Raw genomic sequence first — 21849 nt, 5'->3', positions numbered from 1 at the left:
ACATAGATGCTCCAACAAAGTTAAGTCACTTAAAGGCTTTCCAACCAGCTATAATGATTGCAAGCTTTAAGCAATAACATCACTCATTATCACCATTGGGGAGCCTAATAAGTTGATGAAATTAACTTTTTTAGGAACAGCAGATGCAGGAAGAGTCCCTCTCTTTGGCTGCAACTGTGCCGCCTGCTCACTGGCAATAGCGCATGACGGCTATCGTCGAGCACCGTGCTGTGCACAATTGGATGTAGCTGGACATAGCTTATTACTTGACGCAGGTTTACCTAACTTAGATATGCATTGCCGCACTCACCCACCGACAGCTATTTTCCTCACCCATTACCATATGGATCATGTGGCAGGCTTATTCTCAATTCGCTGGGGAAAAGGCAAAAAAATTCCTGTATACGGTCCAAATGATCCCCAAGGCTGTGATGACCTTTTCAAAAATCCTGGAATCATTGATATTCACACCATTACTGAGCCCTTTACGCCACAAACACTATGTGGAATAACCATTACAACGGTTCCTCTCCAACACTCAAAGCCAACTCAAGGATACTGTTTTACCCACCCACAAGGTAAACTCGCCTATTTAACTGATACTGTCGGCTTGCCAGATGACACCCAAAGTTATTTAAAGCATTTTGCACCAGACTACCTTATTTTAGATTGCACACACAGCCCAGAACACGCTCACCCCAAAAGCCATAATAATCTAACTATGGCTCTTGAGATTATTGAGCAACTCAAACCCAAGCAAAGCTGGCTGACACATATTAGTCATCAAATGGATAATTATTTACTTACTCATAAACCAAGGTTGCCAGCCAACGTATCCATCGCAAGAGATAATATGATGATTGCACTTAGTTAAAGGTTTTAACTTAATCATATGTTCAGTTATCTAAAACTCAAAAAATGTAACGTATACCTTTCGCGAATCAATTTTAGGGTTTGTTGCCTTTGCTGTGGGTAAATAAACAAGCCGTTTAATTAAACATCACCTTCATCTTGATCAAAACTATCTGCTTTATTGTCATCAATTCTATTTTGTTTTTTGATTTCATCAGCCGCCAAAACAGCCGCTATCGCTGCAGCCGATTTAGCAATATGAGATGGTAGCGGAATATTGCCTGTAGCCTCGGCCCCCTCTCCTCCTTCCTCTGGTAGTCGCACACGTACTTCACGATGGGCAAACTTAATACCATTACTTTCCAGAGCTTCCTTCACTCTCCGATAAGCTTCACGTCGGATCACCCATTGCTCACCAGGCTTACAGGTGAACTTCATTCGAACAATTAATGCTGATTCTTCGACGCGTGTAACTCCCTGAGACTTTAGTGGTAACAGAAAATGCTGACCATATTCCGGGTCTTCCGCCATTTGCTGTCCCACTTTTTTAATTACTTTTCGTACCTTTTCAAGGTCAGTATCATAAGGTAAACGGAGTTCTAGTTTCATTGTTACCCAATCACGACTTAAATTAACGACTGTCGCGATTTCACTATAAGGTAATGTCTGTACTGCGCCTAGGTGGTGACGTAGTCGCATAGACCGTACTGAAATATGCTCAACAGTCCCTCTTAAACCTGCGGCTTCGATATATTCTCCACGCCGAAATGCATCATCCCACAGGAAAAACACCCCTGAAATAATATCCTGCACTAATTTTTGAGCGCCAAAACCAATAGCAATACCGACTACCCCAGCTCCTGCTATTAATGGCCCAATTTGAACCCCAAGTGACTGTAAAATGGTAATGATGACTGTGACAACAATAACAGCTAATAAAAACGTTCTTAACAACGGCAAAAAGGTTTCTACTCGTGAAGCGCCTGTGCCCCCACCTTCTCCCTCCAAAGAACTGGCTTCCTCGTCAGATAATGGTTCAGGTAATTTACGCTCTATCAGTGAATGAATAACCTCCCAGGCAATATACGCAGTAAGCAGTGTAATCATGATATCTACTGCCGCATAAATTACCCGTTGACCTACTGCCGTGTTCAAAATAGCCAAAGCCCCAAATCCCCAGGACTCAGCTAACGCCACAATGGCAGTACCAATTAGCAATATACGAAAGCCCAACTGTAATACATGAACAAATCGATATGAGCGTTCAGGAAATGTCCTGCTTTGCAACCATTGAAGGGTGATCACTTTGAGTAATAAGCGGTAAAATATACGGTCTATCAGCGGAAAAAATAGTGTAATCCACCACGCAATACTAACTTTATCTACAAGCTCGTAATTGCCGGCAATTAAATTCATTGCCCAAACACCCCAAAGTGCCACAATCCAGAACGAGAATAACAAAGGCCAAGCTTGAGCGACTATTTGTATAGCGGTCGAACAGTCTTTTTTCTCTGATTTTTCTAATATCTCTGGTTTTACAAGTTTTTCTTGGAACAGTTCAGCAATAAGTTTTCGCTCTCGCCAGGTAAAAGCAATAACCAGGATAGTTAATGGGACTCCTACTAAAACAATGATTGCAAAGTCATTCAATACCTGGGGTACACCTTGAGCTAAAGCAAGGCTAAATATTTCCCCCATAGCAAAATAAATAACACTGAATAAAATAACCCAACGATGGAACCTTGCAGCATCCAGGCAATGCAAAGGTAAAGGTCGAATACCTTTACTGTGAGGTGCAAAAATAGCTCGGGATAATACATATGCAATCCGAATGTTAATCACTGCATAAAGCACTGAAAGCATTGCAGTTTCAAGCCCTTCAAACTGCTCGATCCCAAATACAAATAAAGCACAGCCTGCAGCAAAAAAGCCAACACTCATTAGATTAAAACAAACGCGCAATACAAAATAACCCAGCACCGTCGACCATTCATGGGACTCTTGAGTTAGAATTCGTTGATTAAACTGATTGAGTTTAATACCAAGCACTTTCTCTACTATTATCCCAAAAATCAGCATACCAGCGGTAAGCATCAATAGCAGAGTGAAGGCATCCTCTTGTTCTCCCAAAATACCTTGAGAAAGTCGATCCGATATTTCTGGCCACTGCTGTAAACTGTTTTTAATTTCTTGAAAGCGTTGCCTAAATAACCCCGCTTGATCCCGAAATGTGTTAAACATATGTTGCTTGGTGCGTGACTCAGCATCAGCTGTCATTTTATCAATGAGCAACGCTCGCACTTCTTTATCGCTTAGCGGTGCTATTTCAGCTTCAACAGACGTTTTATCATTAATCTGCGAAGACGCTGCCGCATTAGCTGAACTGGGTGCTATGGCAATTACCAACCATCCCAATACAAAATAGCTCACTGCGAATAATAACATTCGAGGCCACGGCAATGGCATGGACTTATCCTCCAAATCCAGTAATAAACGAAGCGCTATACAGCATTCACGTTAATATAATAGTTATTTAATATAGCTTTATAAAATAATTTTATAGTACATATGCTTTAAATAATTATTTTCTGCAACAAGTCGCAATCATTAGAAATGACTGCTATACCAATGTAAAACCATTATACATATTTACCCTCATAATGAGGGCCGCAAAAGGTCAGGAGCGAGTTTATTATGGTTGCATCAATACGACACATATCCTTAATCTGCTTACTGGTTATTACCACCTGTACAGTTAATGCCAAAACCCTTGCACTTATCACTACTCGCTCAGCAGGTGACTCTTTCTGGGGGCCCGTTGAGGAGTTTATGCATGCTGCTTGCAAAGATTTAGGTATGGAACTCAAAGTATTCTACGCAGAGGGTCGTCGCGAAAATATGATTTCAGCGTTTCAGAAAGCCATTACCGAAAAGGTTGATGCCGTCGTATTCCCAAATTTTCAAAAATCTGCTTACCAACTCATTAAAGCGTCAGAAGACGCAAAAGTACCTGTTTTTCTCTTTAATTCGGGTATATCCAGTGAGCATGTTAACGATGTTGGCAAACCTCGCGAAAAGTATAAATACTGGCTGGGGGAAATGTTGCCTGATGACAAAGGCGCTGGAGCAAACCTCGCCAATACCCTCGTTGATATGGCAAAAAGCGCTGGAAAACTGGGTAAAGATGGCAAGGTTCACGTCATTGCCATTTCTGGTCATAGCGCCGATGGTGCTGCGATTGAGCGAAATAAAGGCTTAAAAGCAGCGATGAAACGGAGTGATGCAGTGCTTAAACAGGTCGTACCTGCAAACTGGGATAAGGATACTGCTAACCTCAAATTCTCAAAACTGTACGAACGCTACCCAGAAGCCTCTGTCGGCTGGGCAGCCAGTGATCTTATGTCCATTGGAATTGTTGATGCCATAAAAAAACTAGGGAAAACACCAGGCCAGGATATTTTCACTGGTGGTGTTGATTTAAGTAAAGAAGGTATGGAGGCTGTTAGCCAAGGGACCATGTCAGTCACAGCAGGAGGTCACTTCATGGAAGGAGGCTGGGTTGCAGTAATGCTCTACGACTACTTTAATGGTATTGATTTTGTCGACGAAGGTCTTTCCATGCGCTCAAAAATGAGTGTCATTACAAAAGATGCTGTTCAAGAATACCTAAAACGATTTGGAAAAGGGAACTGGGAAACTATCGATTTTAAACAATTTTCCAAAAAACATAATAGTGATTTGAAAAAATATAACTTTGGTTTAGATACCGTTATGGCTCAGCCTCAATAAGCCAAGCGGTTAACCGAAAAGGTCTATTTTACTTCAAGCTGCCCTGGTTAAATGTTATTATTTTACGCAACATCTAACCTAATTGGGCAGCTTAAACGCAACACCACTCTTATTAGGGCCTGTTAACACATTTTCGAGCGATAAATACTATCAATAGTACGACAACTGGTACTTATTCTTGAGTGCATGTTTAGTAACATGGCACGACAGTTCATGACTAACTGGAGTGTAAACATGTTACTAAGAAAAAATGGACGTTATTTAATTCTTTCCAGTCTATTCTCAACAATATTCTTATCTCCCCTTACTACAGCTGTAGCGTCAAACAATCAATATGATTGGGGGGAAGGTTTAATTAATTTTAGTGATTCAACACTACTTAATAACCAGCAGGGGGAACATAATCACTGGCGAGCTATTGCTCGGGTATCCGTTAGCGGTGGAATGACTTGCACAGGTACATTTATTGATACAGGCAGTGACAATGGACCAGCTTATGTATTAACGAATGGGCACTGTACAGGCGTTTGGAATGAAAACGAGTTTCAAGTTAATAAAAAAGCATCTGGGTCTGTCACTTTTAACTATTTCATTGATACAAAGGAACAGCAACAAGCCTATTCGGCTAAAACAATTAAATGGGCAACCATGCGGGGACATGACTTAGCTGTTATTGAACTTAACACTACCGTTGGAGAGTTAAAACAAGCAGGCATCACCCCAATGAAGCTGGCAACAAAAGTGTTACCAGAGAACAATGATATCCTTATTATCGGTGCACCAACCGATGGCGTGCCCTACGATCAGTCCTACATGCGTATTGCCGCCTGTGTCCAAGAATCCACTCACAATGTTATCGAAGCTCACTGGAACTGGTTTTCAGCTCAACGTAATAAATGTCATGATATTAAAGGTGGTAGTTCTGGTTCTCCGGTCATCAACCGTTACACAAATGAAGTAGTCGGTGTGTTGAATACGACAACAGCAGGCAGCAGTGATTATGCTGTATGCTTTAGTGGTGCTCCCTGTGAATTAACTGAAAACGGTGTAGAAAAGCAAAAAGACAGTAACTATGCTTTTCCTGTTACACAGCTTAGCGCCTGTTTTGTAAATGGTATTTTTGATTTAAACGCTTCCTCTTGCACTTTGGACAAGGGCAATGGCGTAACACTTGATTATCAATATGGTGATGCAAAATCTGAAGTAGATGATCAAGGCATCGCGCACTATCCAAACTGGGAAGCTTCCGTCAAAGGCCATGATTATTACCGTTATAAAGTAACCTCATCTCATGCTGCTTGCCAGGATATATACAACTATAGTAGTGTTGTTGCTACTGAGCTTCAGCCAGTCATTCAAGATAGGCTTGGCACTCAAGAAGGGTATCGCTTTTTATGTGTCATTGGAGGAAGTACGCCAGAATACTCTGAACATTGGCAATCACCTCAACATGCTACTATTGCACACAAAAAGCTTGATAGTACTCCACCAACAGTGAAGCCACCACTTCACATTGAGTCTGGTGAAGATAGTGTATTTGCTCAACTAGGTTACTTGCCTCCTGAGATCAGTCTTTTTAAAGTGAAACAAGGGCAACCAGACAAAACCGATTGCAATAATATGGAAGGTTATCGTATTCCATTTTGGACCAATTTTTTCTTTAAACGTGAAGAATTACCCCAAGTACTTTGTGTCATAGCTGCTGACCAGGCTGGTAATGAGTCAGCCCCCTGGAAATTTGATATTAAATAAACCTTTTTATTAAATACAAAGAGGAGATTAATATATCTCCTCTCTGAACCCTTACTTTAGGATCCCCCTAAAATAGTAAAGCGCCATTTTAAAGTACTTAGTCATAAGGCTTTTTATACGTTATGACTGGCTTTAATTTAGCGATTTTTGTTAATAAACCAGAACGTTCCATTACTTCGATAACGTGATTAATATCTTTATACGCTTCAGGAGCTTCTTCAAATAGTAGCTCGCGATCATCACAAATTACACGACCACCTATTTTTGTTTGCTGCAATGCGCGTACCGTGTAACGTTTTTTTAGTCGTCCATAGCACTCACTTCGCTGCCATTTTCGACCAGCACCATGTGCCAGCGAGTTTAAGCTTATCCAATTTGCATGGGGTTGAACTAAATAGCTATAGTCTCCTCTTGAGCCTGGAATCACTACTGGCCCTAAGTCTGCAGGAACAGCTCCTTTACGGTGTAACCAACCTGACTCCCCATTAATACTCACTGGAGCAACTAAATTATGGGCCACATCCAACAAACAATGCATTTGGCACTTTATTGCTTTTTGAATACGTAAAGCAATTAACGTACGATTTAATTTTGCCCAAGCCAGTGCCAAATGATGCTGCGCCATATAAGCTTGCTGAACCTGCTGATTAGATAATGGCTTATGACCATATTCACGAATATGGCTCGCCAATATTTGTTGACCTAAACCTCGGGAACCTGAATGAATAAGACAGTAGAGCTGGTCTTTAGCCATTGTCATTGATGCAGTGTTCTCATAAACCTCGACCACTTGCTGAAGTTCAGCAAAATGATTTCCACCACCAACTGTACCTAATGAATCGTTCACCGGTAAATCAGGTATTTCTGATTGCTGTAGTAATGAGGCATAGTCAGTTTCATCCAAGCCGGGTAACTGACTCAGTTGCTTTTCTAACTTAGTTAGCTTCAATCGATGCACTATCGCATCAGTACTAAAAAGAGCAACACCACAACCAATATCATTACCCACTAATGCTGGATACAATGTGTTTTCATTACTCCAGCAAACCGCTCCAATTGGATAACCTCGCCCAGGGTGTAAATCAGGCATACCTACAACCTGACGCATACCCTCTAATTTTGCAGTAGTTTGTAATTGTTGAAGTGCTCGCCCTTCTATCCAGCATTCTGTGGTTGCTATTAATGCTGTTTTTTCATCAAGAATGCGCAATGAATTGCCCATAAACAACCTTGTTAACCAATAAAATAATATCCAAATACTCACTGTGATATACACTGAGCAGTACATAAAAAACAATTGGTTGCAGGCTAGCTTATTAGGCTAAAAAAGAAAGGAATAACCTGTTAGGAAGGGTTTTTCTTAATGTTAGCCTGCAAGTAGTAAGTTAGGGTTAGTTACAATCATATTTCCTCCTGTCATATCAATATATTAAAGCCAAATCATAAGTGGTCACGAAGTATACAGTTAATGTAATAAACTGACAAGGTTTGCCTCAGCCTTTGACTAATCGTTTATTCCTCAACTTTTGTTAACATTACTCCATCAACCACCATTTGCCAGATGCCATCTACCTGCATTGGTGGAGTAGATACCTCAAACCGGGTCGTTAAAAATAACAAACCAACCTCAAAGTCATCTTCTATAAACTCTGTAATTGGACCATTAACTGATGTTGTCACTCCATTTTTCCATCGTTTATAGGCCACAGTTCCATCACGAGCAATGAAAAGCCGCATCTCTTCATTTTGCCATTCACCAACATAGTCTAATTTATTTTCAGGAACGGGTTTACTACATCCAGATAATAAAAAAACCAAACATGATAATATAGTAAAGTGGTGTATAAAGTTTTTTATTATGGCCGCCAGAGTCACGACATTTAACCTTTTCATATTGCTCCCCCCCTCATTATTGATTTTTCCCTTTCTAGCCCCCAAAATATTTATTAATTATTAACACTCTACTCTTTTGGCATAAGGTCTTTGGCTGTGATAACTTTTATTGGTAAAAATATTTTTTTCTTTACCTTCTTACCCTTTAATAAATTTATTGCTGTCTTAACACCAAGATACCCCATTTTAAAAGGCTGTTGAACAACCAAGCCTTTCAGTACGTTTTTTTTGAGTCCCTCCTCCAAAAACTTATTCGAGTCAAAACCAACAATCACAGGAATCTTAGCATTCTTCATCTTATAAATTGCCCGTAACACACCCTCAGTAGTCGCTTCATTTGGTGTAAAGAAAGCATCAATATCATGCTGAGAGCTTAATAATTTAATTGTTTCATGGTAAACAGAACCTGTGCTAGGTCCTAAATAGTCTTCAAAAACAATATTAACTTTTTTATGCTTTTTTATTGTATTAGTAAAACCCGTTTCTCTGGCAACAGTCGAAGCATTTCCTTTTCGAAAACGAATGACAGAAATGTTAGCATCTTTGTCCATAAACTGAGCCATAAACGCTGCAGCTTCAACACCAGCTTGATAATTATCTGTTGCAATAAAAGAATCGTAGTCAACATTATTTATTGCTGAATCAATGATAACCAGCTTAATTTTACGATGAATAACTTCCTCTAAAATAGGCTGCAATTCCAAATAATGACTTGGGGCGATAACGATAGCATTAATTAAGTCACTATCAATCATTCGTTTTATATAGCCTGCTTGACTTTGATTCTCCTGCCGTGGTCCAGACCAAACAACATTCGCATCAAGCTCTTCACCCGCAGCTTTCGCGCCCTCTCTAACCTCTTCCCAAAATTTAGTTGCAGTAGACTTAGGTATGACACCGATATTATAAGGTGCAGCCTGTAGAGAGCTAATGAAACTAAATAAAGCAAGCAATAAATAATTATGTATTGTCTGCATATAGCTAGCGTTTATATAAATTGTTTTCTACTGTTAAGCATAGACTAATCTTTACATATACTTTGCTACAAACAACCCCCCAGGTAAGAATGATACTAGGTCCTTCTTCTAATAAGATTTAGTATAGGCTTGACGCTTAAATTCATGAAAAAAATTCAAGATCCAACGCGCACAGACTATGCTGTCATCCTCACTATTAAAGCTAGCTAATGCCTGTTCCATTACCGCTGCAGGTACAACATCTATGCGGCACTCTAGCAAGTCTCTACCATAAGCTTTTGAAAACTCAGGATGACCTTGAATACCCAACATATTCTTTGTAAAGAGCGCCATATAATTGGGGCAAAAAGCACAACCTGCAATATGCGTTGCATCAGATGGTAGGTTAATAACCTGGTCTTGATGACTTGCTACTAAGTTCAAGTTAGATTGTACAGGGTCCATCCATGGCGTTTTTAACACAATATCATTTTGATAAACTCCCACTCCCCATCCATTTGGCGATTTTGCTACCTGTCCTCCTAGTGCCTGCGCCATTACTTGATGACCAAAACATATACCTACTACAGGAATATTAGTTTCTGCAATTTGTAGAAAGAATGTCTCCAACAATCTTATCCAAGTAAGATTATCATATGCACTATAACGACTTCCTGTCGTAATATATGCATCACAGACAGTAATATGGTCAGGAAACTCATTATGATGGACCTGAAAAATAGAAAACTCGCAAGGGAAATCAGCTGCAGAAAGTAGTTTTTGAATCATGGCTGGATAGTTGCCATGTTTTCTTAATAATTCAGGTCTTACATCATCACACTGTAAAATTCCCAGCTTCATTTTTATTTATCCCTTATTTTTAATTCAGAATTCCTTTAATTGCATTGCTGCATAGTAATTGATAGTCCTCTATTGATAATCGCTTTGGGTTTGTCGAAGCTGAAGGGTCAACATATGCTGCCTTGCTGATAAAAGATAAACAGTGCTCATCCACTCCCACATCCCCAAGTGTATGAGGAATCTCCAGCGAGGTTCTTAGACGCAAAATCCAATCAATCAATACTGTTGCAGATGACTGGTTTGGTTGCATTGCAGTTAACTGTAGATAGGCCGTTAAACGCTGAAATAATGTTTCACAGCAGTCAGCATTCATTTGCAGCACATAGGGCATCAAAATCGCATTCAACAATCCATGATGAATATTGTAATAAGCACCTAAGGGATGCGCGAGCGCATGCATTGCTCCCAAGCCAGCTTGGAAAGCGGTCGCCCCCATCATTGAAGCAGACAACATATGCATTCTTGCTGCAAGGTTATCTGGCTGTTGATAACTTAGGATTAAGTTTTCATGAATTAAACGAATACCTTCTAATGCAATACCTTTAGCCATTGGATGATAACCAGGAGCACATAATGCTTCTAAATTATGGGCAAGTGCATCCATTCCCGTCGCAGCAGTTAATTTTGAAGGTAAATAGACTAATAGCTCTGGATCAAGAATAACCCGTTTTGGCAATAACAGTGGATGAAAAATAATGACTTTTTTCTTCGCCTCTGTATTGGTAATAACTGCAGCCCGTCCGACTTCCGAACCTGTACCTGCGGTGGTAGGAATAGCAATAATCGGATGAATTTTTGAAGCATCTGCTAATGTCCAGTTATTTCCCACATCCTCCAGCTGCCATAGTGAAATATCGTGTTGATGAGCCATTAATGCAATAGCTTTTGCAATATCTAATGCACTGCCTCCACCAATCGCAATGACACCATCATGTCCACCGTTGTTAAACTGTTTGATACCTTCAGCAACATGCACTTCATTTGGGTTTCCTAAAAACTGATCAAAAACATTCAAGTCAGAAGACGTATATTTTGTAGAAGTACATTGCGCTATGAGTGACTGAATCTCCACTAAATTTTGTAGTTGAGTGTCCACAACCCACAATGGATTTTGTATACCTATCTGCTCAATACTAAATGCAAGCTGTTGACGGGAGCCAGGACCAGCAATAACAGAGGTGGGGTAGCTCCAAGTATTTATTTGTAACTCACTAGTCATACCCTTAAGCCTCGACAAGTTTTAGATTATAAGACTTAGGTTGTGTTAGTTGGTCATAGCCAAGAATGGAAAGTGTACAACCACGCCCTGAGTACTTAACCCCCGTCCAGACTAATGCAGGATCAAGGTAGTCACAGCGATTCATAAACACTGTTCCTGTCTCCAATTGTTCACCCAGCGACTTGGCGATATCAACATCCTGTGTATAAATAGCTGCCGTCAATCCATAATCTGAATCATTCATGAGACTAACTGCTTCATTGTCATTATCCACAGTCATAATACCTGCTACAGGGCCAAATGACTCTTCTCTCATTAATGACATAGTGTGGTTAACATTAGTCAGTAACTGAGGCGCTAAATAAGGTGTATCAGGCTTCGATAATGCATATTTAAACTCATCAATTAGTGGGGTTGCTCCACTGGCTACTGCCTCTTTTATTTGTGAACGCACAACAGTCGCAGCTTGTTTGCTGACCATAGGGCCCAGAGTCGTTGCCAATTCATCAGGACGCCCAAGGTTTAATGTTTTTACCCATTGACAGGCTGCATCAATAAAATCATGGTAGACGCCTTTATGTACATAAATGCGCTCAATACCACAACAAGATTGTCCCGCATTGTAAAATACACCATCCATTACCGAAGCAACAGCTGTGGATAAATCAGCATCATCCCTGATATAAACAGGGTCTTTACCGCCTAGCTCAAGTCCAACACCTTTAAAAAGTGGGGCCGCACTATTTGCTACAGAGCGCCCGCCAGCAACTGAGCCTGTAAAGGCCACAAAATTTATGGCTGGATGTTCAATAACTTGCCCACAATCAGCATGTGTTAAATGTAAATACTGAAATACACTTTCAGGAAAACCAGCTTCCAGAAAGATTTCCACCAACCTTTCTGCACATAAAGGCGTTTGACTTGAGTGCTTAATAATCACAGCATTACCTGCAACAAGTGCAGGAATTAACGTATTAATTGCCGTCAAATAAGGATAGTTCCATGGCGCAATTAAAAACACCACACCCAGTGGTTCTTTCTGAATATAACGAATACGATTATGATTACCCGCAATCTGAATAGGCGCTAGTGCTGACTCTGCAATGCTTAACATATATTCTGCACGCTCTACCACGCCATCAATTTCTCCTCCTGCATGGGCAATAGGACGACCCATTTGCCAGCAAATTTCTCGGGCTAATTGATCTTGTTTGGTCTTTAATAATTCAATTGCTTGTGAGCATAATTGCACTCGTTGTGTGAGTGAAACATTCTTCCAATAGGTGTGAGCTTTTTGCGCTTTTTCCAAAGCTGTCTGTATTTGTTCACCTATAGAATATTCCCGTTCAACATATATAGAATTATCCACAGGGCTTATGGTTTGAAAATGGGTAGCCATAATGTGCATTCCTTGCTGTGGTAGATATACCCTTCGTCATGGGTATACCTCTCATTTCGGGTATTAATAAAAAGCTAAATGATTTCAAAATACCGGTCTAATTCCCAACTCGATATATGTTTTCTAAACTGTCTGACTTCCCATTCTCGAGTACTGGCAAAATGTGATACAAACCCCTCACCGAAAAAGGTTTTTGCTGCAGTGGATGACTTAAACAATTGAGCTGCATCCCATAAGTTATTGGGCAAGGCTAATGACTCCTCCTTTAGTGCATACGCATTTCCCGTTATTGCCGCTGAGGGTTTTTGCTGTTGTTGGATACCCCATAAACCAGCAGCCACAACCGCTGCCAAGACTAAATAAGGATTGGCATCTGCACCTGGTAAACGGTGTTCGACTCGTTGACTGTATTCATTACCAGGTATCACTCGTAATGCTGTTGTTCGATTTTCCACACCCCATGTCGCATGAGTCGGTGCCCAGTAATCAGGTATAAGCCGACGGTAGCTGTTTATTGTTGGCGCCATTAACGCCGTGAATTCTGGCATGAGCTGCTGTAAACCTGCCACAAAATACTGCTGAATTTCACTCATATGATGAGTTTCATCTGCATCAAAAAACAATGGTTTTCCTGTTTTCTTAGAGCGTAGTGACACATGCAAATGACCACTTTGACCAGGAAATTCAGGGGACCACTTTGCCATAAATGTCGCCATTAATCCCCTGCGTTGGGCAAACACTTTTGTGAATGTTTTAAATAATGCTGCTTGATCAGCAGCTTTTAAGCCTTCGGTATATGCTAACGCCGCTTCAATGACACCAGGCCCTGTTTCTGTATGAATACCTTCAATAGGAAACTGCATTGTTTCTGCCAACGATAATAACTCATGATAGAGTTCAGCATGAACAGAATTTCTAATAACGGAGTAACCAAAGTAGTCTGGTGTAAAAGGCTTTAATTCAGCAAATTTTTTATCACGAACAGAGTCTGCATTTTCTGCAAACACAAAAAACTCATATTCAAACGCCGCATAAACATCAATATCCATTTGTTCGGCTTGCTGTAGTACACGCTGTAATACTTGCCGTGGACAAACCTCAGCAGACTTACCCACAAACTGAGTTAGAAACAAAGGTAAGTTATTTTCAAAAGGTATTGAGCGTACTGTTTCAGGTAGAATTTCTAATGACGCATCAGGGTATCCAGTATGCCAGCCAGTATGCTGTACATTATCATAAAGCTGGTCTTTGCTATCCCAACCTAATACGACATCACAAAAATTGAAACCATTTTCCAAGGCATTAATAAATTTTTTCTTACTTAGATATTTCCCTAACATAATGCCATCAATATCAAAAACTCCCACTTTGATATGTGATGCAGGGTGATTATTTATTATCTGTTTTACATTTTTCAAACTATCCATATTACATCCTTGTTAACCTAGATATATTTATATTTTTATTAAGGCATAAGTACAGCGCTGACACTGCTATTGCGTAAAAAGTGCATTTTTAGAGCTGCCCTTAAGAATAGATCTGCTTCTCAGCCTTACTCACCACCGCAAACTCCTCCTCAGGTGCTGATGCAACCAGCCGAAAACGGCTATATAAAGCAAAATACAAAATCATAATACCGAAAAATATTGCAGCCCAACATGCAGCAACAATATTGGCAAGAAACGTACTCATAAAAGCCACTATCGCGAGTATTAAAGCAACCCAAGGCGTCACAGCTCCACCGGGTGTCACAAACTTTGACTTTTTAGCCGATGATCTTTTTCGCAGCAGCAAGTGGGAAGTGCACATCATAATATAGGATAATGTTGCACCAAATACTGCCATGGTAATTAACAAGTCCCCTTCCCCGGTCAATGATAACAAGAAACCAAATATTCCAGGAATAACTAACGCTAAAACCGGTACTTTTCGACGAGAAGTGAGTGACAAGCTTTTGGGTAAATATCCTGCGCGAGAGAGCGCAAAAATTTGCCGAGAATAGCCATAAGTAATCGAGAAAAAACTGGCAATTAAACCAGCTAAACCAGCAATATTTACAAATAGCGCAGCATTTGATGACTCGCCATGCACTTTTTGAATAGCACCAACTAAAGGCGCCGTATGATCTTGCATGCCTGCAGAACCGGCAACACCTGGCACTAAAAACAAGACTAGAAAGGCAATAATAATTAAAATTGTCATCGCATAAATAATACTTTTAGGGATATCTTTGTGAGGCGTATGGGCTTCCTCAGCGGCCAGTGGTACACCTTCTACGGCTAGAAAAAACCAAATTGCAAAAGGTATTGCTTCCCAAATACCTAAAAAGCCATGTGGTAAAAAGAGATTAGCGCCTAACGCGGTCTCATTGACGGGTATATCAAACAGGTTTTGTGCATTAAAGTGTGGTAAAAGACTCACAACCAATACACCAATTGCAACAATAGCCGTTCCTGTAATCACAAACATGATTTTAAATGCTTCACCTACACCCAATAGATGTATACCTATAAAGACGACATAGAAAAGCAGATAGATGATCGGTCCATCAACACCGACCAATGAGTTCATATAACCACCAATAAATACGGCAATTGCCGCAGGTGCAATAGCATATTCCAAAATAATTGCTGTGCCAGTAATATAACCGCCCCAGGGTCCTAAAGCACAGCGAGCAAATCCATAACCACCACCTGCTGTTGGCAGCGAGGATGACATCTCTGCTAGACAAAATACCAACAACAAGTACATAACAGCCATTAAAATGGTCGCAATCAGTAAACCACCAAAACCACCTTGTGCTAGGCCAAAGTTCCACCCAGAAAAATCACCAGAGATAACATAAGATACCCCTAAGAAAGTTAGTAGAAACCAACCAACAGCCCCTTGTTTTAACTGTCGTTTGCTTAAATAATCTTCATCTTTAGTAGAAGCTGATGATACACTTGGATCAGTGCTAGCCATGCTGGTATTCGTCCTGTTTTTTTATTCTACTCTCTACAGCGAGCAGGTTATTTTTATATTTGCCTTCCTGGCTTCTTAGCTATTTATTGTTATATTTGTAACGGGTACATGAAAGCATTGTCAACAAATTGCTATAAATGATCAATAACTTTATCATATTCCAGCTAATATCTATTGAAGATCAATAGTCTATCTGACAAGGTGCTTTGGAGATTCAAAGAGAGGTGGGATAAAACGCCTACAGCCGAGGACAGTGGTCATTTTGACTGTAGGACAAGCTTTTATACCATTCGTTTTGGATATGTTAAATATACATTACTTGCAGGTTACAACACCTTTTCCATCAAGACTTGTACTTTTTTTCCATAAAGAAACAATATTCTGGCTTTTAAAGTAGGGACATGCTGTGTTTAGATATTTTGCTTTACTTAACCCATCAGAACCACCATATTCTTGACTAAACACTGCTTTATTTTTTTTCAAAAAAGTAGATTCATACTGCACACATTCATTATCATATACAAAGCATTGTTCATTGACAGCAAAATCAAAATAATCAACAAGCTCTTCAACTTGTTGCATATCATTCTTTAAAGCAATAGCCAGTTGATATTTGTGAGCTGTACCAGCAAGCCATTTATTATACTTCAACTGATCTTCATATTTGATATAGCCTTTAGTTTCAGAGGTATTTTCAAAACCATCGACATTATCAGGCTCAACAGCATCACAACCTGAATCTTTAGCAAGTTTAATTCGGTCTTCCATGATACTTTTTATTGTTACCAATGCATTAGTATTACCAATATTTAGCCAGGTTTCGTCGGGCCAGTCGTCCATGTCACCATCGGGAATCAACGTTTCTTTAGTAAACCGCTTTGCATCGCTTCGCCACTTTTCATAAGTACCTGCACTAAAATAGCATATAACTTTTTTTCCTTTGTTCTTAAATTGATTAATCTTACTATTTTGACCACCTTCACTGCCATCAAACAGATCAATGTCGACAACCTCAGCGTTGATATCAGTAGACATCGTATCACTGTTCTCAAGTTGCCACCACCAGGTTAAGCCAGGCTTTGGTTGCCACCACGTTTTCGTCGGTTTGCCGACAATATCATCGTATGAGTCTGTAATAATAACCGCATCTGAGTCATCATATGCTTGACTAGATTGCGCAGTACAAACTGTGGATATCATACAAATGATTAGCCCACTGTATATTTTTTGCTTGTAGCACTTCATACCCAACCCTCAGTATTCACTTTTTTGACTTTCACCATGCTGGTGAATCATCAAAAACAATATTTTTTAAACATATATAATAAATTAGTTATAGTTTTTTTTAGTATTTTTTACCCTTCACATAACACCAAAAAAACATGCTAAAAATACTATAACCTTGTTCTATTTATAAGGTAAATCATATCTAAATATTCTTAAGATATATATGATAACTAATTCATATAACAGCATTTGGAAGGAAAAACTGGGAATAGAGTCAATGATGAATAGCAGAAATTATGTTTAATGTGCTGTGTGCAGCAATCATTTGTAGGCTGGTTATTCGATACATAAGAGATTTATATAACAGTTATTTTGAGCCTATTAATAGGCCCTAATTAAACCCTCTTAAATATTGGCGCTTGATAAATAACCTCATCGAGTGATGTATAACCCTGTTGCGCTTTAAAGAGTGCATCATGGAACATACTGCGCATACCATGTTGATGCGCATAGTAATAAACATCCAACCCTGTATTACCATTTAAGATCATCTCTCTGATCCGGTCATCAATTTCTAATACTTCAAAACAGCCCACTCGTCCAATATAGCCTCTATGATTACAGTGTTCGCAGCCTCTAGCGCGAAAATAATTATTTGGCCCCAGATCGTCTCGGGCTAATCCTAGTCTTTGCAGTCGCTCTTCTGATAACTCATCAATCACTTTACATTGCGGGCACAATAACCGCAGTAATCGTTGAGCTACTATGACACGAAGCACATCAGAAAGCACTGATGCATCAACACCTAATGATAGTAACCGAGGAATAGCAAATGCGGAACATGTTGCATGTAACGTCGAAAAAATTAAGTGCCCCGTTGAAGCAGCCGTGACCGCAACATGTGCAGATTCCCTATCCAAAATTTCTCCTAATACAATAACATCAGGGTCTTGCCTTAACACATCGGCAAAGGCTTCAACAAAATTATATTTTTTATTTGGATCAACATGAATTTGACTAACGCCACTTATTTGATACTCAATCGGCGATTCCATGGTGATAATCGAACAGAAATCTCTGTTTAAAAAGTCAAGCGCTCCATATATAGTTGTTGTTTTACCACTCCCTGTTGGCCCTACATTTAAGATTAACCCCTGACTGGTTTTAAGTGCTTTGATAAATGTCTGATACTCCTTAGGGGGAATACCCAAATCATTCAACTCTAATACCCTACGATTCTTATCTAAAATACGCATGGCAATCCGCTCACCATGTATTGTCGGCACAGTGGATAATCGTATATCAACACCTGCATCCACAATATTCTGATAAGTAAAGCTACCATCCTGAGCAAAAGTGCTCATTGTAGAACGAAGATTACCCATAACTTTAATGCGATTGAATAATCTATTCTGGATTATTTTCGGTAAATACCACTGGGTAGCTAAAATACCATCCTTACGTAAACGCACTTTGATAGCATCTTCAAAAGCTTCAAAATGTATGTCACTGGCCCCCATATAGATTGCATAGTCAATAATTTGCTGTATCAACATGGAGACACCCACCTCACCTTCTGCAGGCATCTCAGCTTTATTTGTAAAAAGTGTAATCTCCCGTTTCAATGCCTTACCTAAAGGCTCAGTCCAAATACTGACTTCTGGTTTAATATCTTTACGGCCCTCTACCTCATCAATGGCATCTTGGATAACATCATTAAAGTTTTTACCTTCCATGTATGAGTAGTGTCGAACAACTGCACGAAGTATCGTTTTAAAGTAACAAACAAAGCGCTTAACGGGATATCCAGCTTTCTTTTCTATCTGATCAACTAACGCTTTATCCGTAGGGTTCGACATTGCAATAAAGAGCGTATTCTCTTCAAGGCGAAAAGGAAAAATGACATATTGAAGAACCAATTCATTAGGTAATAGCGATAATACTTCTTCTGGAATGTTTATTTTATTTATTTCATAAAGAGGATCTATAACGGGAAATCCTGTCACTTCAGATAATATTTTATTTAATTGGTCAACAGATAACAGATTTAAATCATAAAGGACTTCATAGATTAAATTATCAGAGTAACTTGTTATTATTTTTGCTTGAACAAGCTTCTGCGGTGGAATCAGGTTTTTTTCCAGAATATAGTCTACTACTGCACGCTCAAGCTCTTCGTTTGTCATGCTATATCCTTACTGCTACACAGGTACCGATCACTTATGTATACCCTTCACGAATGATTTCTAGGTTTTGTTATCTTCACTCCTCACCCCAATCACCTATTAATATAGGTTCATGGGGCTTCGTCACTCGATGGCCGCACCTAAAAACCATTCGTATTGGGTATATCTTTCACTGCAGCTATATCTTAAACACGTCAGCAATATGAATGATAGAATTGATTGACAAAAAAGATGGCAATAATTTGCTTTTTAAAAAGTAACAATCATAACAAAATGCAATAAACATTTCTTAAACAAATATTCCATATCAATTATGATTTTTTTCATACCCCCCCTTCTCTGTTGATCAAGCTAAGATACACACCAATACTTGCCTTCCCCTACAATATTGGTATTATTGGCAGCGGTATTACCATATGCCTTCTCCCCACAAGAAAAGAGCCATCGCTCATGGTTAACTGCTCATCATATACCCACAGCGAAGGGTATATTGGGAGCATGACATTATTAGTAACGCTATCAAGTATGTGACTATCTGCAGTGTGGGGCATAACAGTGGTCGTTAACATTTTCGATAGCTCATTGTACTAATGATGTAGGACATCCCAGTGACCAAACAACTATTTATAGCACCTCACACCCTGAAGAAACAGGCTAAAACCCTCATCCATTACTGGCCACAAACAATAAAAACAACACGCGCCTACCAATTGCTTTGTAATCTCTATGGGTTCAGCTCACTACACCAGTATCAAAAACAAACAAAACATATGGTGATTAATCATTATCAATCACAAGAAAACGCAGCGTATATAGCGGAACAGTTCTCTAGTCTCGCGAATCAACTTAGTCATCTTGGTGATATTAGCTTCGCTGATGCCAAAGTTGTTTTGTATAAAATATGGCCAAAATATATCAGCAATAAAACTTACAGCGCATCACCAAAAGAACATCAGTGTACTTTCTTCATTAACGGGGAGTTAACTGACTTTGTTCAGCAACCAAAAATAAACTACGCTTTTGATCGCTTTCCTGCAATCAAAGACTCAATTGAAGCAATTGGTATACCCCATACCGAAGTTGGAGCGCTCTATGTTAATAATCAACTCCAACCATTTACTTATCAACTCAATAACAATGATGTTATTACACTATATCCCGTAAGAGATGTTTTAAATCAACATCAAGCAACAAACTTACCAGTAAAACCGACCAGTCACCCTCACTTTATTTTAGATGTTCATTTAGGCCGACTATGCAACTATTTACGTATGTTGGGCTTTGATACACTTTATTGGAATCATGACTTAGGTGATGCAAAACTTGCTGCCTTAGCAGAAAAAGAACAACGAATTATGCTATCTCGTGACTTAGGTCTTTTAAAGCGAAGTAATATTAAGTTTGGTCGATGGTTACGAAACCGTAAACCTTTATTACAGCTTAAAGAAGTCTCAACATTTTATAACCTAAAACAATATATAGAACCTTTTAGCTTATGCATTCGTTGTAACAGTAAAATTACCAGTGTCGATAAAACGAACGTTAAACACCTTGTACCTACTGATGTTTATACAAGTTTTACCACCTTTAATCAGTGCTCTCATTGCCAACAAATTTACTGGCATGGAAGTCATGTTGATAAAATGAAAACTATTATTCACATGCTTGAAAATTAAGTAATATCCAATATTTTATTCAATTTTCTGCAAAAAATATAAGTATAATTACATAGTTGCTGACGTCTAACAGGGTACAAAATTGTTCCTATACTTATACCCACAGAGATGAAAATATACACTTCGCGAATCAATTTTAGGGTTTGTTGTCAGAGATCTTGACTACCAAGGATGGTGGGAATGCAGTTTATGCATAATGACATGGATGTCATATAGTAGAGCAATGCAGGAGCTATTGCCGAGGCACATTTAACTGCCACCACAGTCACTTATTAATATAAGCGCCTGGAGCTTCATCACTTGACGACCGCTACTAAAAATCCTTCGCTTTGAGTATATAACCTCTGAATGTTGTATTTTATATCCAAAGCAAACGGCATACTCACCTCTAAAGGGGTGTTTATCCAAAAAGGCCAAATCATGAGGATACAGTTATGACAGGATACAGTAAGGAAAAAGCTGACCGTCTAATTAAGAAACATGAAGATGCCGCATCAAAATTTGAAAAGGAGGCAAGAGAAGCAGAGGAAAGTGAAACTTTTCAAACCTCTCACTCAAATGAGCTTAGAAAAAAAGCCGAAGCAGAAAGGAATAAGGCTGATAATCTACGACACTTGAAAAAGCACTGGGGTGACGATTAATCACTATGAAACAAATCAATTGTCATTACTGTGGTGGTACAGGCATGATTAGTCGTTCAGAGCCTTGCCCTTATTGTAGAAGCTCAAACACTAAGCTTAAGGGAAGTTACTGCCCACACTGCCATGCAAATCTTGCGATTGATGAGCCTCATAGGCCTCATTGCCCCAATACGACACATCATCCACTAAACCGGCTGTACTCTAGTTGGTATTGAGCTTAATAGGGCTACAGTAACATCTATTTAATTTTTATGTTACAGGTAGCCTTTTACTTCATTTAGCAACCTCCCCTCTCGACTAAATCAAACTTGGCACGAAAGTTACAAAACTTTACAAAAAACAAGTAAACGATTTTGACGTTTTTAAGGATATAGATATTAAAGACGTCAACTTTTGTACTCTGTCTAAATTTTGCTCTTACTCATTACTTAAGC

At 39.3% G+C, this 21849-nt stretch carries 16 protein-coding genes; 5 read left to right on the top strand and 11 right to left on the bottom strand.

Annotated features, from left to right (window positions below):
* Positions 1–115 precede the first annotated feature (115 nt).
* Positions 116–874, top strand: a complete 759-nt coding sequence (gene phnP / locus KHS79_RS17630) for a phosphonate metabolism protein PhnP (RefSeq protein WP_212720694.1) — start codon at positions 116–118, stop codon at positions 872–874.
* 119 nt (positions 875–993) lie between these two features.
* On the opposite strand, the gene KHS79_RS17625 is transcribed toward phnP, so the two are convergent.
* The gene (locus tag KHS79_RS17625) at positions 994–3318 is read right to left on the bottom strand and encodes a mechanosensitive ion channel family protein (protein ID WP_212720693.1); all 2325 of its coding nucleotides are present in this window, start codon (positions 3316–3318) and stop codon (positions 994–996) included.
* A gap of 228 nt (positions 3319–3546) precedes the next feature.
* Between KHS79_RS17625 and KHS79_RS17620 the strand changes: the two genes are divergently transcribed.
* Both KHS79_RS17620 and KHS79_RS17615 read left to right on the top strand, forming a co-directional pair.
* Positions 3547–4641 carry an ABC transporter substrate-binding protein gene (locus tag KHS79_RS17620; RefSeq protein ID WP_212720692.1) on the top strand — a complete coding sequence of 365 codons (1095 nt, stop codon included), beginning with the start codon at positions 3547–3549 and terminating at the stop codon, positions 4639–4641.
* A 234-nt stretch (positions 4642–4875) separates the two neighbouring features.
* A complete protein-coding gene (locus KHS79_RS17615; protein WP_212720691.1) occupies positions 4876–6393 on the top strand; it encodes a trypsin-like serine peptidase in 1518 nt (505 codons plus the stop codon).
* 97 nt (positions 6394–6490) lie between these two features.
* On the opposite strand, the gene KHS79_RS17610 is transcribed toward KHS79_RS17615, so the two are convergent.
* From KHS79_RS17610 to KHS79_RS17565, 10 genes are all read right to left on the bottom strand, one after another.
* On the bottom strand, positions 6491–7615 hold the full coding sequence (locus KHS79_RS17610; RefSeq protein WP_212720690.1) for an RNA ligase RtcB family protein: 1125 nt from the start codon (positions 7613–7615) through the stop codon (positions 6491–6493).
* Positions 7616–7905: 290 nt separating this feature from the next.
* The gene (locus KHS79_RS17605; RefSeq protein ID WP_233468484.1) at positions 7906–8286 is read right to left on the bottom strand and encodes a hypothetical protein; all 381 of its coding nucleotides are present in this window, start codon (positions 8284–8286) and stop codon (positions 7906–7908) included.
* A 68-nt stretch (positions 8287–8354) separates the two neighbouring features.
* Positions 8355–9239, bottom strand: coding sequence for a substrate-binding domain-containing protein (locus KHS79_RS17600; RefSeq protein ID WP_212720689.1), 885 nt, complete (start codon positions 9237–9239; stop codon positions 8355–8357).
* A 132-nt stretch (positions 9240–9371) separates the two neighbouring features.
* Positions 9372–10103 carry a glutamine amidotransferase-related protein gene (locus KHS79_RS17595; protein ID WP_212720687.1) on the bottom strand — a complete coding sequence of 244 codons (732 nt, stop codon included), beginning with the start codon at positions 10101–10103 and terminating at the stop codon, positions 9372–9374.
* A gap of 19 nt (positions 10104–10122) precedes the next feature.
* Positions 10123–11322 (bottom strand): iron-containing alcohol dehydrogenase, encoded by a 1200-nt coding sequence (locus KHS79_RS17590; protein ID WP_212720685.1) that lies wholly within the window; start codon positions 11320–11322, stop codon positions 10123–10125.
* Positions 11323–11326: 4 nt separating this feature from the next.
* A complete protein-coding gene (locus KHS79_RS17585) occupies positions 11327–12721 on the bottom strand; it encodes an aldehyde dehydrogenase family protein (protein ID WP_212720683.1) in 1395 nt (464 codons plus the stop codon).
* A gap of 74 nt (positions 12722–12795) precedes the next feature.
* Positions 12796–14148, bottom strand: a complete 1353-nt coding sequence (locus KHS79_RS17580; protein ID WP_212720681.1) for a glutamine synthetase family protein — start codon at positions 14146–14148, stop codon at positions 12796–12798.
* Positions 14149–14248: 100 nt separating this feature from the next.
* A complete protein-coding gene (eat, locus tag KHS79_RS17575) occupies positions 14249–15685 on the bottom strand; it encodes an ethanolamine permease (RefSeq protein WP_212720679.1) in 1437 nt (478 codons plus the stop codon).
* Between the two features lie 315 nt (positions 15686–16000).
* The gene (locus KHS79_RS17570; RefSeq protein ID WP_212720677.1) at positions 16001–16930 is read right to left on the bottom strand and encodes an endo alpha-1,4 polygalactosaminidase; all 930 of its coding nucleotides are present in this window, start codon (positions 16928–16930) and stop codon (positions 16001–16003) included.
* A gap of 377 nt (positions 16931–17307) precedes the next feature.
* Entirely contained in the window at positions 17308–19098 is a 1791-nt protein-coding gene (locus KHS79_RS17565) for a GspE/PulE family protein (RefSeq protein ID WP_212720675.1), read from the bottom strand.
* Between the two features lie 608 nt (positions 19099–19706).
* Here KHS79_RS17565 and KHS79_RS17560 point away from each other — a divergent pair.
* Positions 19707–20774 (top strand): Mut7-C RNAse domain-containing protein, encoded by a 1068-nt coding sequence (locus KHS79_RS17560; RefSeq protein ID WP_212720673.1) that lies wholly within the window; start codon positions 19707–19709, stop codon positions 20772–20774.
* Between the two features lie 434 nt (positions 20775–21208).
* On the top strand, positions 21209–21415 hold the full coding sequence (locus tag KHS79_RS17555) for a hypothetical protein (protein WP_094788919.1): 207 nt from the start codon (positions 21209–21211) through the stop codon (positions 21413–21415).
* The last annotated feature ends 434 nt before the right edge of the window (positions 21416–21849 follow it).

Source organism: Zooshikella ganghwensis (genome assembly GCF_018263875.1).
Classification (GTDB): Bacteria; Pseudomonadota; Gammaproteobacteria; order Pseudomonadales; family Zooshikellaceae; genus Zooshikella; species Zooshikella ganghwensis.
Note: the sequence above shows the minus strand (reverse complement) of the source record. Positions and strands in the feature narration are given on the sequence as shown.